The organism is Sinobaca qinghaiensis (assembly GCF_003610495.1).
Taxonomy (GTDB): Bacteria; Bacillota; Bacilli; order Bacillales; family Marinococcaceae; genus Sinobaca; species Sinobaca qinghaiensis.
On the sequence record NZ_RAPK01000007.1, the window covers coordinates 409,204 to 423,803 of the forward strand.

The 14,600-nt window shown below is 43.3% G+C and carries 16 protein-coding genes, 1 tRNA gene and 1 pseudogene; 6 read left to right on the forward strand and 12 right to left on the reverse strand.

Annotation, left to right across the window (positions count from 1 at the left end):
- Positions 1 to 113: 113 nt before the first annotated feature.
- A tRNA-Val gene (locus ATL39_RS06145) sits at positions 114 to 189 on the forward strand.
- A 111-nt stretch (positions 190 to 300) separates the two neighbouring features.
- Here the strand turns inward: ATL39_RS06145 and ATL39_RS06150 are convergent.
- From ATL39_RS06150 to ATL39_RS06160, 3 genes are all read right to left on the reverse strand, one after another.
- The gene (locus ATL39_RS06150; RefSeq protein WP_120192413.1) at positions 301 to 2,295 is read right to left on the reverse strand and encodes an acyltransferase family protein; all 1,995 of its coding nucleotides are present in this window, start codon (positions 2,293 to 2,295) and stop codon (positions 301 to 303) included.
- A 108-nt stretch (positions 2,296 to 2,403) separates the two neighbouring features.
- Positions 2,404 to 3,246 (reverse strand): N-formylglutamate amidohydrolase, encoded by an 843-nt coding sequence (locus tag ATL39_RS06155; protein WP_120192414.1) that lies wholly within the window; start codon positions 3,244 to 3,246, stop codon positions 2,404 to 2,406.
- Between the two features lie 63 nt (positions 3,247 to 3,309).
- Entirely contained in the window at positions 3,310 to 4,767 is a 1,458-nt protein-coding gene (locus tag ATL39_RS06160; RefSeq protein ID WP_120192415.1) for a phospholipase D family protein, read from the reverse strand.
- A gap of 190 nt (positions 4,768 to 4,957) precedes the next feature.
- On the opposite strand from ATL39_RS06160, the gene ATL39_RS06165 reads away from it, so the two are divergent.
- Positions 4,958 to 5,302 carry a hypothetical protein gene (locus ATL39_RS06165; RefSeq protein ID WP_120192416.1) on the forward strand — a complete coding sequence of 115 codons (345 nt, stop codon included), beginning with the start codon at positions 4,958 to 4,960 and terminating at the stop codon, positions 5,300 to 5,302.
- 37 nt (positions 5,303 to 5,339) lie between these two features.
- Here the strand turns inward: ATL39_RS06165 and ATL39_RS06170 are convergent, their stop codons facing one another.
- Positions 5,340 to 6,281, reverse strand: coding sequence for a nucleoside hydrolase (locus ATL39_RS06170; RefSeq protein WP_120192417.1), 942 nt, complete (start codon positions 6,279 to 6,281; stop codon positions 5,340 to 5,342).
- A gap of 323 nt (positions 6,282 to 6,604) precedes the next feature.
- Entirely contained in the window at positions 6,605 to 7,279 is a 675-nt protein-coding gene (locus ATL39_RS06175) for a M50 family metallopeptidase (RefSeq protein ID WP_120192418.1), read from the reverse strand.
- Positions 7,280 to 7,590: 311 nt separating this feature from the next.
- On the opposite strand from ATL39_RS06175, the gene ATL39_RS06180 reads away from it, so the two are divergent.
- Entirely contained in the window at positions 7,591 to 8,433 is an 843-nt protein-coding gene (locus tag ATL39_RS06180) for a YihY/virulence factor BrkB family protein (RefSeq protein WP_120192419.1), read from the forward strand.
- Here ATL39_RS06180 and ATL39_RS06185 read toward each other — a convergent pair.
- From ATL39_RS06185 to ATL39_RS06210, 6 genes and pseudogenes are all read right to left on the reverse strand, one after another.
- The gene (locus ATL39_RS06185; RefSeq protein WP_120192420.1) at positions 8,430 to 8,615 is read right to left on the reverse strand and encodes a hypothetical protein; all 186 of its coding nucleotides are present in this window, start codon (positions 8,613 to 8,615) and stop codon (positions 8,430 to 8,432) included. The two genes, ATL39_RS06180 and ATL39_RS06185, sit on opposite strands and share 4 nt — an antisense overlap.
- A 67-nt stretch (positions 8,616 to 8,682) precedes the next feature.
- A complete protein-coding gene (locus ATL39_RS06190; protein WP_120192421.1) occupies positions 8,683 to 8,877 on the reverse strand; it encodes a hypothetical protein in 195 nt (64 codons plus the stop codon).
- Between the two features lie 102 nt (positions 8,878 to 8,979).
- Positions 8,980 to 10,161, reverse strand: a complete 1,182-nt coding sequence (purT, locus tag ATL39_RS06195; protein WP_120192422.1) for a formate-dependent phosphoribosylglycinamide formyltransferase — start codon at positions 10,159 to 10,161, stop codon at positions 8,980 to 8,982.
- A 196-nt stretch (positions 10,162 to 10,357) separates the two neighbouring features.
- Positions 10,358 to 11,299, reverse strand: coding sequence for a YsnF/AvaK domain-containing protein (locus ATL39_RS06200; RefSeq protein WP_120192423.1), 942 nt, complete (start codon positions 11,297 to 11,299; stop codon positions 10,358 to 10,360).
- Positions 11,300 to 11,514: 215 nt separating this feature from the next.
- Positions 11,515 to 11,763 (reverse strand): annotated as a pseudogene (locus ATL39_RS17680) (OsmC family protein); the annotation flags it as partial.
- A 21-nt stretch (positions 11,764 to 11,784) separates the two neighbouring features.
- Positions 11,785 to 11,979, reverse strand: coding sequence for a hypothetical protein (locus ATL39_RS06210; RefSeq protein ID WP_120192424.1), 195 nt, complete (start codon positions 11,977 to 11,979; stop codon positions 11,785 to 11,787).
- Positions 11,980 to 12,125: 146 nt separating this feature from the next.
- Here ATL39_RS06210 and ATL39_RS06215 point away from each other — a divergent pair, with 146 nt between their 5' ends.
- Both ATL39_RS06215 and ATL39_RS17390 read left to right on the forward strand, forming a co-directional pair.
- The gene (locus ATL39_RS06215; protein WP_120192425.1) at positions 12,126 to 13,352 is read left to right on the forward strand and encodes a DNA polymerase IV; all 1,227 of its coding nucleotides are present in this window, start codon (positions 12,126 to 12,128) and stop codon (positions 13,350 to 13,352) included.
- A 62-nt stretch (positions 13,353 to 13,414) separates the two neighbouring features.
- The gene (locus tag ATL39_RS17390; RefSeq protein WP_170146850.1) at positions 13,415 to 13,561 is read left to right on the forward strand and encodes a hypothetical protein; all 147 of its coding nucleotides are present in this window, start codon (positions 13,415 to 13,417) and stop codon (positions 13,559 to 13,561) included.
- A gap of 103 nt (positions 13,562 to 13,664) precedes the next feature.
- On the opposite strand, the gene ATL39_RS06220 is transcribed toward ATL39_RS17390, so the two are convergent.
- Complete coding sequence (locus ATL39_RS06220; protein WP_120192426.1) at positions 13,665 to 13,997, reverse strand: metal-sulfur cluster assembly factor; 333 nt, start codon at positions 13,995 to 13,997, stop codon at positions 13,665 to 13,667.
- A gap of 188 nt (positions 13,998 to 14,185) precedes the next feature.
- Here ATL39_RS06220 and ATL39_RS06225 point away from each other — a divergent pair, with 188 nt between their 5' ends.
- The gene (locus ATL39_RS06225; protein WP_120192427.1) at positions 14,186 to 14,569 is read left to right on the forward strand and encodes a hypothetical protein; all 384 of its coding nucleotides are present in this window, start codon (positions 14,186 to 14,188) and stop codon (positions 14,567 to 14,569) included.
- The last annotated feature ends 31 nt before the right edge of the window (positions 14,570 to 14,600 follow it).

The window sequence follows — 14,600 nt, forward strand, 5'->3', positions numbered from 1 at the left end:
CTTTTTCACAAAAAAAGCGATTGACCGGTCTGTCCACAGGCAGACTATTTACTTTTTGTATTGACAAAACCTACCTGTACAAGGTAAATTAATAAAGGTTCATCTATCCAGCTGCTCCGTTAGCTCAGCTGGGAGAGCGCCACCTTGACAGGGTGGAGGTCACTGGTTCGAGCCCAGTACGGGGCACCATTATACACATATTCAAACCCTTCCTTCTGGAAGGGTTTTTCTTTACTGCCAGCTTTATTCACACAAAAAACCCCTTCAATAGCATGAAGGGGCCGGATCACAGATAAATACTTATAAATCTTCTTCCTCTAAAGCTCGTTCAATATGCTCCTGAAGGGCGGAAGACATGGTTCTGGAGTAATACGTATTAATGTGGTGCTGATCGCGGTAGACCACCACATTTCCGATTACCGGTTCGCACGTCTCATCATTACAGAAATAATCGGATAAATCGGCGAACGTTACATTATCCGGAATATTTTCTGTATTCTCCCAGGGTGGTGTTTCCGAGAGTGCGTCCGATCTTTGTACTGCACAGTTATCGGGAGTTGCTTCGATACAGATCGGTATATCTTCAGTCATTCTCGGATTATCCCGAATAGCAAATACCTCTGCTACGCCCTCAAATTTTTCCCACATCTCCAAATATCCTTCCGGAACAGAACTGCTTTTATTAACATTTGCTGTTGTTATTAATAAATCCGGTGGATTCTCCGTCAATGGCTCCACCACTTCTTCGTTCCATTCCATACAGCTGTCGGACAGCGAGCCGTTAAAATCATCAACGGAAAAACGGCAGCCGTCTTTATTGTACAAATCAATCTGCATATTCAACTCCTCCGACATCGCTTCAAGCGCCGGGAACCAGTGGCCTGAATGAGATCCTCCCACCAGTGCTACGGTATAATCGGGATTTTCCGTTTCTCCATATGAACAGAAGCTTACGCCTCTCTCATCTAATTTTGTATAGCACTCCTCATCTTCATAAAAAGCAGGAAGCTGGCTGGCTCCGTTTTCCATTACAGACAGCGGCTCCAGGTCTGGTGTAGGTTCAATATTTTCTGAAACAGCTCTGGCTCCCGGATAATCATTAACGCTGTAATCAACGTTCAGGCTGTCTGTAGTCTGTTCCAGGTATATCCCCCACGCACTGCCCGCCAGAATAACAGGTAGAATAAGTGCTGCCAGCACAGCCGTCAATTTCTTTTTGGATTTTTTCACATTGATTTTACGAATAGGGTCTTCGATTCCTTTAATAGACAGTACGGATAAAAGAAACGCAATGATCAATATGCCTGCTCCTGCCACATTCGTAACCGTATCTGTGTTGAAGTAGGCATAATAAAAAATTAAAATAGGCCAGTGCCATAAATAAAAGCCGTAGGAAATACTTCCAAAATATAAAAATGGCCTTGAACCGAGAAGTTTTTCCACTCCAAAACGTGTTCCGTTTTCCGCTGCGATAATAACCAGCATCACGCCGCTTGTAGGCAATAACGCCGCGTACCCCGGAAACACGGTAGACACAGGCAGTAAAAGCCCGGTGAGAGCAATAACAGCCAGTCCGAGCCACCCTAAAACAAAGCTTACCCGCTTATTAAAGAGTAAATAAGGAATAAGCAGGGCCAATATGCCTCCCAAACTGAATTCCCAGACGCGGGCAAACGTGTCGAAATAGGCCCATGGCTGATTAACTGAAGTAATGTAGACAGAATAACTTAAAGAAGATATAAAAATGACGCTTAGTAAAGCGAGCAGTGTTTTTCTAATCGGCGTTTTAAAAACTTTTACGGCTGCTCCGTAAGCAAGCAGAATAACCAGCGGCCACGTCAGGTAAAACTGCCCCTGAATCGAGAGCGCCCAAAAATGCTGAAAAGGGCTTGCCTGGTTGTTCTGTGCTAAATAATCGACGGCATTATTAGCAAGCTGCCAGTTCTGAAAATAAAAGGCAGAGGAAAATACCTGTGGAATCACCTGGCTCCACTGGGCACGGGTGAGAAGTAAAAAGGAACAGACGGCCGTAACCAAAACGACTGTCAGCGCTAACGGGAATAATCTTTTAGCAAGTCCCAGAAGGTACTCTACAAAATGAAACCTTCCTTCCCGCTCCATCCTGGATAGTAATGAAGTAGTGATAAGGTATCCTGATACGATAAAAAAAACATCGACTCCTCCGGAAACGGAGCCAAGCCAAATGTGATATACCGCTACCAATAAAGCAGCTACTGCCCGCACACCTTCAAGTTCCGGCCGGAATTTTTTTTCCGGCATCTTTAAATCATTCATGTTCTGCATCTCCATTGCTGTAAAATTATTTCATTTTCTAATAGGTACATAATGATCGTACCTTACTTTATTCTATTTTTCACTACGGGGTTTGGATTTGCTTCCGCTTTATTTTCTGCATCCTGTTTCCGGTAGAAAGTAAGCCTGATTTAAAAGCTGGAAATTAATGCTGTCGTAATAGCTGTTTTTCCAGGCAGCCCGTGACAGTTCCCTGTCCCCGCAGAAAGGTACTGTCTGATAAAAGTACTGAGCTTCATACATTGTCAAAAACGTATACAGGCCGTTGTACATCTGCTGAAAAGAAGTGATGTCACTTCTCGGGTCACGAAACGCCTGATTGATTTCAATCTGAACAGCCGGCACCTGCAGCTCTGTATAAGCGTAGTTGGTTATCGTTAACGGGCTGTCGGCAGTAAAGGTGTGATTTTCTTTTACATCCTCTACACCGGCTTCCTGCAGAGAAGCCCGCAGATGTCCAATTACCTGACGGCTTACACTTCCCCCGCTCATCGTACCAAGATCTATATCAAAATCCCGGCTGCCGGAAGCTCCGTGCAGATCGACAACCATTTCTATATCATGGCTGTTTACTACATCTGCCAGCTTATCTTTAAAATCGCTGTTTCTGTTATCATGGGGATCTTCGGTCATTTCTGAGCTGTAAATCACATGGGCACCGGTTTCTTCATGAAGCCATTTAGCCAGAGCCCCTGTATAAATTTCTGCGTCTTTAGGAGAGCCGCCGCGGATATGCTTGACCGCGTGCGGTACGGTGATAACAAAAGAAGACGTTCCTTCTAAATAAACGACGGGCTCACCGCTTCCTTCGTATTGATTTTCAGCAAACTCCTGCTCCCTGTCAATTGTTGCTTCTTTAAATGCATCTACTGCTTCTGCGGGCTGCGCATTCATCAATAAAAATGGCAGTACGAGATACGTTATCGATTTCATTATGCCACGACCTTCTTCTCTTAAGTATATCGGTATGCTGTAGTAATGTCTGCCTTGAAAGGGTCAAAAAGAAGACATCCCCGTTGCTTCCTGAAATCGGTACAGCCAGTATTTCCAGGCTGTATCCTCCTGGTGTACTTCATAATCTTCCGTGTAAAGCCCTTCTTCATTGCTCCACAGCTTATGGAAATACTCGTTCATTTCGATCATCAATGGATCATCGACCGACCCCCGGAACACAATATTGCTTTCCAGATTAAAATTATCGAGATTGCGTCTTGTGTAGTTGGATGATCCGCCATTGATTACGGCTTCTTCTTCATTTTCGATGTACATCATCTTTGTATGATACTGCTCTCCGTTAGTCCGGTACCATTTGACCTGAATATGTTCAGAGCTGTTTACTAATTCGTCTGCTGCCGGCCTGTTGGGAATGCCAATTTTTTCACGTCCAAAGGCCTCCTGGTTAACATCCAGTATCAGCCGGACATTTACTTTTCGCTGTCCCGCTTCCTTCAGCGCCTGCATCACATCCCGGTCTGCCACATAAAACATACCAATCCAGACGTTATCCCCCGCTCCGGCGGCAGATAAATCTTCAAGCAGCTGATATTTTATCTGCTTTTCCGTAAGAACCTGCCCGGCAGGCCCGCCTTCTGACTCTTTTGGTTTTATCCGATTTTCCAGGTTTTCAAATACAGCAGGATCGCTTCCGGACATTTCTGCTGCAGCCTGCTCACTCTTCAGCAGATCCTTCACCATCTCCCCTTGAAAAATAAAGGCGGTATTGGAGTGATAAGCACTGGCATCATGGGGGTTGGCGGAAGTAACAAGCGCCTCCTGACCGGTAATTACCGTTTTTCTATGGTTTGCTTTAAAATTCAATAAGTCCAGATAAGAGCGCAGTGTAACAGGATCAGAAGTTTCGGAAAAAGGACTCGGCAGCCACCCTCCATCCGGTGTGCCAAACCATTGAACTGCCGTTCTCCATAAACCACTGTAAATTGGATTGGAATCACGGAGCGGTTTTAGGTCGGTCCATATGACGGTAATACCGGCTTCTTCCATCTGCTTAATATGTTCAGGTGTTCTTGATCCATATACACTGTTAATGCGATCTGTAATAAAAATGACGGGCATCCCGGGTTCTGCTTGTTTTTTTTGTATTAATTTATCGGCCAGAGCCCCGGAAAGTTCAGTGAATTCCAGCCCGCCCGGATATTCTTCGTTAAATAAAAACATATCGATAACGACAAACTCATCGGCTTCTTCGATCATTTGAAAAACTTTATCAAATATGGCCTGCTCTCGTTGGATGGAGCCTTCTTTTTCATAAGTAAGATCAAATAAAACTTCCGCCTCTGTGCCGATATGCTCTTTTCCTTTGTAGGATATTCCTTCAGGTACCGGTTTATATACGTGATAAATCATTACAGCCCCGTAGACAGCGAGAAGAACACCGATTATTTTAGCGGCCCGGTATCGTTTTAATGGCTTTCGTTCCAACCTTTTCGTGAACACGACTGTATCCCTCCTATTGCAGTCTTTGCGGCAGGAGTTTTTGAGCGACAAAATGCTGGATTTATTCCTCCTGCGTAAATTCAACTCGTAACTTCGGCCCGCTTTTGCTAAAATAGAAAAGTATGCTGCTTGCGGCCATATTGTTTTTTTATTTTTCCTATATTAGTAAAGCAACCATGGAGGTGTCATTTTGTATATTGAAATTAAAACGTTCGAAGACTTTAAAACATATATTAGAGAAGCTAAAGATGTAGACGCCAAAGGTCTTATTCTTCTTCATTTAGTAGATGCAAGAGGGTCTAACATTCTTGATTTTGACGAGGAGTCGGATATGTTCAACCGCCAGAAAAAATTTACGCTGCTGTTTCAAAGTGATATCGGCGCTGTTTTCTGGTCGGGACTTCTTAAACCGGAAACGACACGAGATGAAATCTACCGTGAAATCGGTATTTTGGAGTCTTACTATAAAGTTGTCCAGGCTAAGAGATTATCGATGAAATCAGATGTACGGGCAGGAAACCTTTCTTTATACTAATTGTTTTAAAAAGAGACCGCCGTGGCAGTCTCTTTTTTTATTTTTCATACGAATCTACCGCTTCTTTAATCAGCTTCCACAACCTATCCACCTGAAGACTGCCGGCGAACCAGACATTCGGCTCTGTTCCAGTCACATGCAGAAGATCTACCGCTGTAGCACCGTACGTATACTCTCCCCTGGTTTCAATACCAACGTGTACATGCTCCATCGTAAACATGCCGGAATCAATTAAATAGGCGACCGTACATACATCATGAAGAGGGGCTCCTTCAAACCGAAACGTGTTTTTGTAAGCCTCCATAAAAAAATCGAGCAGATCAAACACAAATCTTCCTGCTGGATGACGGCTGGTACTGATCCGCTGTTGGATCTCCGGAGTAATCAATGCCTGATGGGTCACATCCAGACCGAACATGGCTATTGAAATCCCACTCTCAAAAACAACTTTGGCAGCCTCTGCATCTGCATAAATATTAAATTCAGCGGCTGGTGTCCAATTACCGAATGTACCGCCTCCCATCAGAACAATTTCTTCAATATTACCGGCAATACCCGGTTCTTTTATAAGAGCCAGGGCAATATTGGTTAAAGGGCCTGTAGGTACAAGCGTTACCGGACTTTCCGAATGCTCGATAATATGTATGATAGCATCAACAGCATGTTCTTTTTCAACAGTTTTTTCCGGATTGTCCGAAAGCTCCGGTCCATCCAGCCCGGATTCTCCATGGATCGTCTCTGCAGCTTCAGGCGCGCGGAGAAGCGGTCTCGATGCGCCTTTATAAATGGGCACTTGCTGAAGATGGATTAAGTCGCAGATGCGCCGGGCATTTCTAGTTGTTTTCTCTACCGGCGCATTTCCGGAAACCGTAGTAATCGCCATAATCTCAAGTTTCGGCGACGAAGCTGCTACAATAAGTGCCATGGCGTCATCATGGCCGGGATCCATATCCATAATAATTTTCCGCGTATTTCCCATAAGAATCACCTCATTTTGTGAATCTATTATATCTTTTTTATGACATTTTTCGAAACTTTTTCTAAAAACAGTGAAATTACCGATTTGATTTCTGCATGTACGCTATAATATAGAAATACTTTTCCATTATACTTACGTGAATTAATTTCCGCATAGAAAGTTCGGGTGATGATATGAACAGATTAACGACTTATATGATTATAGCATTTATTATTCTCATTATTATAGGTGTCGGCACGTTCCTCTTTATGAATTAACAACGACAAAAAAACTTCCACCCGCGGGTGGAAGTTTTTTATACACAAAAGGTAACTTTTCTTAATTTACAAAAAAGGGAGTCCTTCTCTAACGAGCATCCACGTTCCTGCTGTAAAGCAGACAGCCCCCTGTCCAAAAAAGATAAATCCCCAAAATACGGCCGGTATGCCCGTAGCTTTTTCAAGCAGGGCTGCGTCACCCGAGGCCGCGGCATGAAACCTACTCATTTTCCACACATATAAACTGGACAGAAAAGCCTGTACGAGGAGCGTACTTCCGATAATATACAACACATAAACGCTCGCTTCATACGCCTGGTTTGCGTACAGCACCCCAATTAATAAAAACACACTGCCAAGCCATAAAATGCCAACTATGTTCTTTACAAGAAACATGATATTGTAGAGTAACAGTATGCATAGGACAATCATCATTGGTGTATACCACTGCATCATTAAAGCGTAAATGTAGACAACACTCACTGCTGAAGCAAATACATATCCTGCTGCAATGGTAAGTACTGCTCCTCCCTTTCCCTGATGGCTTGTTAAAGCCAGGCCGCTCTGGTTGTAGAATAACGAAACAGAGTGCGCTTTTCCCCCTGTCCATTTTGCTGCTGCCACATGCCCATTCTCATGTACTAAGGTGTGGAATAAAGCCAGAAAAGATCCAAGAATAGGCACCCGCAGCAAAGCCGCTGTGAAACCAAGCAGGATTAATACAATTATTCCTTCATACATAAGCAGGCCTCACTTCCACCTTCTCTATAGGAAAAAGCTCCCTAAGGTATTAGGGAACTTTTAAGTATGATAATATTCATGATGTCATTAAACATTATTTTATATCATTTAGATAAACGACAGGATAATACTAATTACTACTACAAGTCCAACAATCATTAAAATCGTTCTAATCATATTCTTCACCCCTTTTATAATAGGCACTAATAACGTATTCCCTAAGAATACAGCCTTTAAAACCTGTATTGCAGATTTTGTCGAATAATTAATAATCACTACGCTTATAAAAAAAGCAGAAGGAGAAAGCTATCATGGGCCGCTTATTTCAATTTATGAAAACATTGACAAAAGAAATAATAGAGGACCGGGCAGCCGGACTCGCTGCTCAGCAGGCTTTTTTCTATTTGTTGTCGCTGTTCCCTATGATTATTCTTGTTTTGTCTATCCTTCCCTACCTTGAACTCGACGTAGACCAGATATTTGAACTGCTGAGCAGTGCGCTTCCTGCCGCTTTTCTACAGCTTATTCAAGATAATGTCATTGATGTAATTACTACTCCACAGGGAGGGCTTCTCACCTTTGGTATTATAGGTACGATCTGGACTGCTTCGAACGGCGTCAATGCTTTTATCGAAGCCGCTAATACAGCTTTTAATCTGGAAGAAACCCGTTCTTTTATTGTTACCCGGCTGCTTTCTATCGTGCTGACAATTGCTCTCATTTTCGCTCTGGTAGTTACTTTAATTTTATCGGTATTCGGCAACCTTATTATTGAAACACTGACCAACTGGCTCAATATCGAGCAGGGCACCGCTTTACTGCTGAATATCTTCAGATGGGCATTATTAATTATTATCATTTCCAGCGTACTTTCGTTTCTTTACTACTTTGCTACTTCTATGCGCTTTCCTCTGCGTCATGTTATTCCCGGGGCACTTGTGGCCACTATCCTGTGGCAGCTTGTAAGCATCGGCTTCTCAGTCTACATTACCAATTTCAACAATTTTTCAGCTACCTACGGCAGTCTGGGCGGTATCATTGTGCTTATGCTCTGGCTTTATTTAACCGGATTTATTTTCATTATCGGAGGCGAAGTGAACGCCATTTTGTACCGGCACAGTAAACTTTTCCGCTCCGAGCGTTCTTTTTCCTAAAAACTTTCTTCAGCTATTCGTTTTTTTATATCCTCCCGTGGATCCCAGCAGTTGAACTGGTAATGCGGTTTTGTTTCAAATCCGAGACGAATGCAGCTTTTTATCGAAGGCTGCCCGGGCTCTTTTTCTATATGAAACCACCTGCACGTAGCACAGCAGTGATATTTTTGTTCAGGGTTCATAGGCATTCTCCTTTTTTCACGTATGTAAAACCCCCGTGTTCCTTTTGAACGCGGGGGTTTTATCCATTTATAGTTTTTTCTTGGCAGAAGCAGATATTTCATCTTCTGAAATATCAACGTCTACTTCATAGGGCACATTTTCTGCTACCTGCTTTATATTCTTATCGTCATCATTTTCCAGAGCTGTTACTGTAGATGCTCCTGCTGCACTTGCTGCGCCGATTACGACAGCCAGGCCCAGAGCCGATATTGATTTAAGCATGTTTTCTCTCCTATCCTTTTCTTATATGCTTTTACAATACCACATATTTTCAGGAGAAGAAGAGCTTACTTCTAAAAATACTATTACGTTTTCATGTCTGGATCATTCTTCTATAATATTTATTTTTTCTGCTGCCTGCTTTGAACGTTGTTTTGCCTCTTCTACATCTGCTCCCAGGCTGATCGCCACAGCCATGCGCCGGCCCGGTTTTGTTTCAGGCTTTCCAAAAATACGCAGTTCGGTTTCCGGAATGAGAAGCGCTTCCTGTGCTCCTTCAATATGGTAATTTTTGGATTCTTTTTCGGCTTTTACTGCATAAGAGGCTCCCGCACGGTGAAATACAATATCTTCTACCGGCAGACCCAGAACGGCACGAACATGAAGCGCAAATTCTGATAAATGCTGGGTAGCAAGTGTAACCATGCCTGTATCATGGGGCCGGGGCGATACTTCACTAAAATACACATGATCTTTTGTCAGGAAAAGCTCTACCCCAAACAAGCCATACCCTCCTAAAGCAGCCGTTACTTCAGATGCTATTTTTTTTGCCTGTTCCAGCTGAGCGGCCGGCATTGGGTGGGGCTGCCAGGATTGAATATAATCTCCATCTTTCTGTTCATGGCCAATCGGTTCGCAGTAGGAAGTACCGGAAATAGACTGTACCGTCAATAAAGTAATCTCCGACTCAAAGGGAATAAATGATTCCACGATCACTCGATTTTTCTTTCCTCTTCCACTGCCTACTGCTTCCTGCCAGGACGTTTCTATATCTGCTTCAGAGCGGCATACGGTCTGACCTTTTCCTGAAGAACTCATCACCGGCTTAATTACGCACGGAGTACCGATTTCTTTTACTGCCGAAGCAAGTTCTTCTATGTTATCTGCAAATTGATAGGAAGCCGTAGGTATTTTAAGCTCTTCACTAGCCAGGCGGCGGATACCTTCGCGATCCATCGTCAAATGGGCGGCTCTTGCCGTCGGAATAACGCGGAACCCTTCTTCTTCTAGTTCTATCAATGCTTCTGTTGCTAACGCCTCAATCTCAGGAACAATATAGTCCGGCTTTTCCCAGCGGACAATTTCCTTTAGTTTGTCGGCTTCCAGCATATCAATCACATAAGAGCGATGTGCCGTCTGCATGGCCGGAGCTCCGTCATATCTGTCTACAGCAATTGTTTCTACGCCTAAACGCTGCGCCTCCATAATCACTTCTTTTCCAAGTTCACCAGACCCTAAAATCATTAATTTTATTCCTTTTTGTTGTAAAGGGGCACCTATATTCATTTATTTCCTCCCAGAAATCGTAGTCCTTTTTATCTTACAACCTCTCTTCCTCTATTTTCAACCTAAATACGAACAAAAATAAAAAAATATATATTAATATTCGTTTTTTATAATTTTGAATGTCTTTTCATCGTTGGAAAATAAAAGCTGCCTGCAATGAAGTAAAAGACTCATTGCAGGCAGCTTTATTTAACAATTATTTATCTCTATTTTCAGGCTTAATGTTTTCTTCGCCTTCAATACGCGCTTCTTCACGCTTTACTTTTTCAGTCGTTTCTTCGGTTTCCTGATATTTTCTTTTACCTACAACGACTTCGTCTGTTACGACCGGTGTTTTCTTAATTTCAATTTGTTCTTCTACTACAGGTACACGAATTTCTTCAGATCCCTCCGAAAACTCTCCGATTTTTGTTCCTGTAACATCCTGATCTTCTTCCGAAACTGCACGTCTTTCAATATATACTTCTTCACGCTGGACTGGTACTTTTATCGTTTTTTCTACTTCTACTACTTCTTTTCTAACTTCTACTTCGCCTTTTTCTACTTTTTTCTTGCTTACATCAAGTTTTTCTTCGTGCAGGCGGAGAGCCTGCTGTTCTTCTGTTTCTGCATCTGCCTCCCGTTTAGTCGAGGTACTTTCTTTTTCCGGTGGCTGACTATCGGCTGAAGCTTTGCTTTCGGACGAAACCGCTCTTAAAGAAGGGGCTCTTTTTTCCGCTGCGTGCACCTCTTTTTCTTCCGCAGAAGAGGCAGTAGCCGTATGTTCTGTATAACTTCTGGACGTAACGGCTGTGCCTTCGTGAGCCACGACAATAATGCTGCCTTCCCTGATATCTGCGTCATATTTGTCAGCTTCTTCTTCTGTCAGGCCAAGACGAATTAAGGTAACATCTGACTGCTCTTTCTGCTGTTCAGGAGAGAGGGCTTCTTTTAAGTTTTCTACAAGTCCTCTGCTGCTTTCGTTTGTATGTTCTAAATGGATGTGCGTTCCCGTTTCTTTTGAAAGATAGGCCGCGCTTTCCTTATTGTTCAGCACAATAGAAATATCATTCGCTTCGAGACCTTGTTCTCTGAGCCCCGCTACCGCTCCAATCACCTGTTGTTCGTTTTGGTAAGATCCAATTACTCTTGTTTCCATTTTATAAAACCTCCATTTAATGTAGGTACCTGTTTATTCCTTTTCATGCATTACGTTATGCTTCACGTTCCCCTCCTCCGCTTTTTGAAACTGATTTATCCTGCATATTAATAAACTCGAGACAAAAGACTACGGCATTTGGAAACAATCTCTATCCAACGGCCCAGACCGACATAAAAAGATTCCCCCTGCTGTAGGGAGAATCTGCACAGCTTTTATTCTTCTGTTATTTCCCATGTATAGTTAAAATCAACGCATCCATTTAATGTCTGGGCTACCGGGCAGCCTTTATCAAATACACGGAGTGCTCTTTCCGCCGGTTCTTTTTTACCTGCAGGAATGCTCAGCTCAAAGTGAACATCAATTTTTGTTATTTTCAGGACACCTTCTGGAGCTTCAATTGTTCCTTTAGCGACAGCTTTTAATTTATTTGGATAAGGCGGTATGCCGCGCGCATCCAGCGCGCCGGATAATGTTCCGGTTAGTCAGCCGCCCGCTGAAGCAACAATGTGATCCAAAGTGGAAGGATATTCGGTTTCGGGTGAAACACCGTAGAATTCCTTTACTCCGCCGTGCACCCCGTAGTTGAAAGGCTCTTCAAATCCTTTAATGTACGCCATGCGGTGGGGCGGTTCATGCTGTTCAATAGTAATGGTTGTTAATTCAATTGGTTTACTCATTCATCACCCTCCTGAATAGTATTTATAATTCTCCATTCCCATTTTATAATTCTTTTAAGCATAGTCTCTTTTTTCTGATATTAAATTAGTTTATACTTTTATTCGAACAAATGTTCTATTTTACATCAGGAAAAGAGGTGGCCGCTGTGGAGAACCGGATCATCTTCTTAATCGATATGCAGTCTTTTTATGCCAACCTGGAAAAACTGGCCCACCCTCTACTAACAGACAAGCCTGTTGTTGTAGCGGGAGACCCTTCTATTCGAAGCGGTGTTATTTTAGCCGCATGCCCAACGGCAAAATCGTATGGAATTCAAACTGCCGAACCAATCTGGCAGGCGCAGAATAAATGCCCGCATGTACATATACTTAAGCCTCATATGCAGTTTTATGTAAATGTGTCTGTTACTATATCCAGTTTTCTGGAACAATACAGCGCAGCAGTAGAACCCTACAGCATTGATGAGGTTTTTCTGGAACTTCCCGCCATGGAGCAAGGGAAGGCGGAACAGCTCGCCCAGCACATCAAACAGCGCCTGCTCCGGGAAATCGGCGTTCAGGCCCGTATCGGTATCGGCACGACAAAAGTGTATGCAAAAATGGCCTGCGATCATTTCGCTAAAGAAAGCAGAACGGGCACGGCTGTCCTCAATGATGCTAATGCCGCCGAGCTGCTTTGGCCTCTTCCTATAGGCAGGCTTTTCAGCGTGGGGAACCGGATGGAGACCCACCTTCTTAATATGGGAATCCGGACCATCGGCCAGCTGGCCCGGCATCCGCTTTATGATTTGAAGAAAAGATGGGGTATTAACGGAGAGCTGCTCTGGCAGACAGCCCGGGGGTATGATACTTCCCCTGTTTCTCCTTCTACACATCAAAAACGAAAATCCATCGGCCACCATATGACCCTGCCTCGTGATTATTATCACTGGTCGGAAATCAAAGTAGTACTGCGGGAGCTGAGCGAAGAGGTGAGCAGAAGGAGCCGGCAGCATACCTCTCTCGGCCAGGTCGTCAGTATAGGAGCAGTCGGGCAGGAATATGGATTTAAGCGTTCCTTCCATCGTCAGCAGCGTCTCTTTGAACCAACAAACAGCGGCAGAGTTATTTTTGAAACAGCTTCTGCTTTATTTAAAGAATACTGGGATGGTACCCCAATTCGAAGCCTGGGAATTTCTCTAAGTTCCCTTCAGCCGGCTCATTATAAACAACTAAGTTTATTTGACACCGATGAGGACCTGGATTCTCTTTATCACACCATTGACCAGCTTAAGGATAAGTATGGAATGGACGCCGTGCTCCATGCTTCTTCTCTTTCTCCTGCAGGACAGGCGATGATAAGGGCTAAGAAAATCGGCGGTCATTACAAATAATTTTGTTTCTTCTATTATAAATAGTGGTATAAGTAACCATTGGTTATTAAGGAGGGATAGGATTGAATAAGCTGAGCCGTTTGTTTTTCAAAGCTTCAAGAACGATGGGGGATGCCCAGGCCGTCCGTAACGGTACTATCGGAAAAAGGCTGGCCCGTCGTGTCCTCGGAAGACAAGCCGGGAAATTGATTCGGAAAATCATCCGCTGATATGCTTTCCCTCTTCATTTAATACTGAACGTTTCAACCGATTTAAAAGAGCCGTCTCTCTCCATAAAAAAAGCCAGGCATCTGCCTGGCTTTGGTTTATTTGTTACGACTCGTGTACACCTAAAGCAATTTTTGCATAGCGTGACATCATACTCTTATCCCACTGCGGGCTCCATACAATATCTACTTCAACTTCTTTAATTTCCCCAAACTCCTGCAGCTCCTCTAATGAGCTTTTTATATCGCTCACTATCGTTGCTGCAAGCGGGCATCCCATCGCAGTAAGCGTCATGGTAATCTTAACGTTATCTGCATCATCAATATCTACGTTGTATATTAAGCCCAGATTGACTATATCAATATCAAGTTCAGGGTCAATAACGTTTTCGAGCTCCGCATACACGCGGTCAATCATTTCTTGTTTTTCATCCGTCATGTTATCTACCTCCTGTTCTTTCTATGAAAAGTATAACAAAATCCGGCCAAATAGAACAAATTCCTGATTTTTAACAGTGGATAACTGTTCAATACCTGCTTATTTATAGTATACTTCATCATGTACTTTGCAAGCGTACATTTGTATTTCATAGATCTTATTCGTTAATGAAAGGAGAACAAACCAGCATGCTGCTATGGATTACTGCTATTATCCTTGGCCTGGCGGCCGCTTACATGTTATCAACACGATGGATTCCCGCCGGCGGGGCATCATGCACCGATCTTCCGGAAAAGGCTCTTCTTTCAGAGGATACATCAGTATTAGACATTCGTGAATACCTGGACGTTGATCATAATCCGTTACCTGGAGCACAAGTTCTTCCCTATCCTTATTTAAAAAGGTATCTGCACACTATTGAAAAGCAGCATGTTTTTCTAATAGCACCGGACAAGGTATCGAAAAACTTAGCTATCCGAATGCTGCGCAGAAATAATATACAGGTGGCACACTATACCATTGTAGAGCGCAGTTCGCATGGAGGGCAGCCATTAAAAGCTCCATGTAATTAATGTCACCTATATTTTTCCAATAGAAAGCAGC

Excerpts from the sequence above, each read along its gene's own strand:
- ATL39_RS06220 (WP_120192426.1), bottom strand. The coding sequence starts at position 13,997 with ATGACGGATGAAAAACAAGAAATGATTGACCGCGTGTATGCGGAGCTC.
- ATL39_RS06155 (WP_120192414.1), bottom strand. The coding sequence starts at position 3,246 with ATGAAATCGATAACGTATCTCGTACTGCCATTTTTATTGATGAATGCG.
- ATL39_RS06180 (WP_120192419.1), top strand. The coding sequence starts at position 7,591 with ATGGGCCGCTTATTTCAATTTATGAAAACATTGACAAAAGAAATAATA.
- ATL39_RS06175 (WP_120192418.1), bottom strand. The coding sequence starts at position 7,279 with ATGTATGAAGGAATAATTGTATTAATCCTGCTTGGTTTCACAGCGGCT.
- ATL39_RS06225 (WP_120192427.1), top strand. The coding sequence starts at position 14,186 with ATGCTGCTATGGATTACTGCTATTATCCTTGGCCTGGCGGCCGCTTAC.
- ATL39_RS06150 (WP_120192413.1), bottom strand. The coding sequence starts at position 2,295 with ATGAATGATTTAAAGATGCCGGAAAAAAAATTCCGGCCGGAACTTGAA.
- ATL39_RS06170 (WP_120192417.1), bottom strand. The coding sequence starts at position 6,281 with ATGGGAAATACGCGGAAAATTATTATGGATATGGATCCCGGCCATGAT.
- ATL39_RS06200 (WP_120192423.1), bottom strand. The coding sequence starts at position 11,299 with ATGGAAACAAGAGTAATTGGATCTTACCAAAACGAACAACAGGTGATT.
- ATL39_RS06190 (WP_120192421.1), bottom strand. The coding sequence starts at position 8,877 with ATGCTTAAATCAATATCGGCTCTGGGCCTGGCTGTCGTAATCGGCGCA.
- ATL39_RS06210 (WP_120192424.1), bottom strand. The coding sequence starts at position 11,979 with ATGAGTAAACCAATTGAATTAACAACCATTACTATTGAACAGCATGAA.
- purT (WP_120192422.1), bottom strand. The coding sequence starts at position 10,161 with ATGAATATAGGTGCCCCTTTACAACAAAAAGGAATAAAATTAATGATT.
- ATL39_RS06185 (WP_120192420.1), bottom strand. The coding sequence starts at position 8,615 with ATGAACCCTGAACAAAAATATCACTGCTGTGCTACGTGCAGGTGGTTT.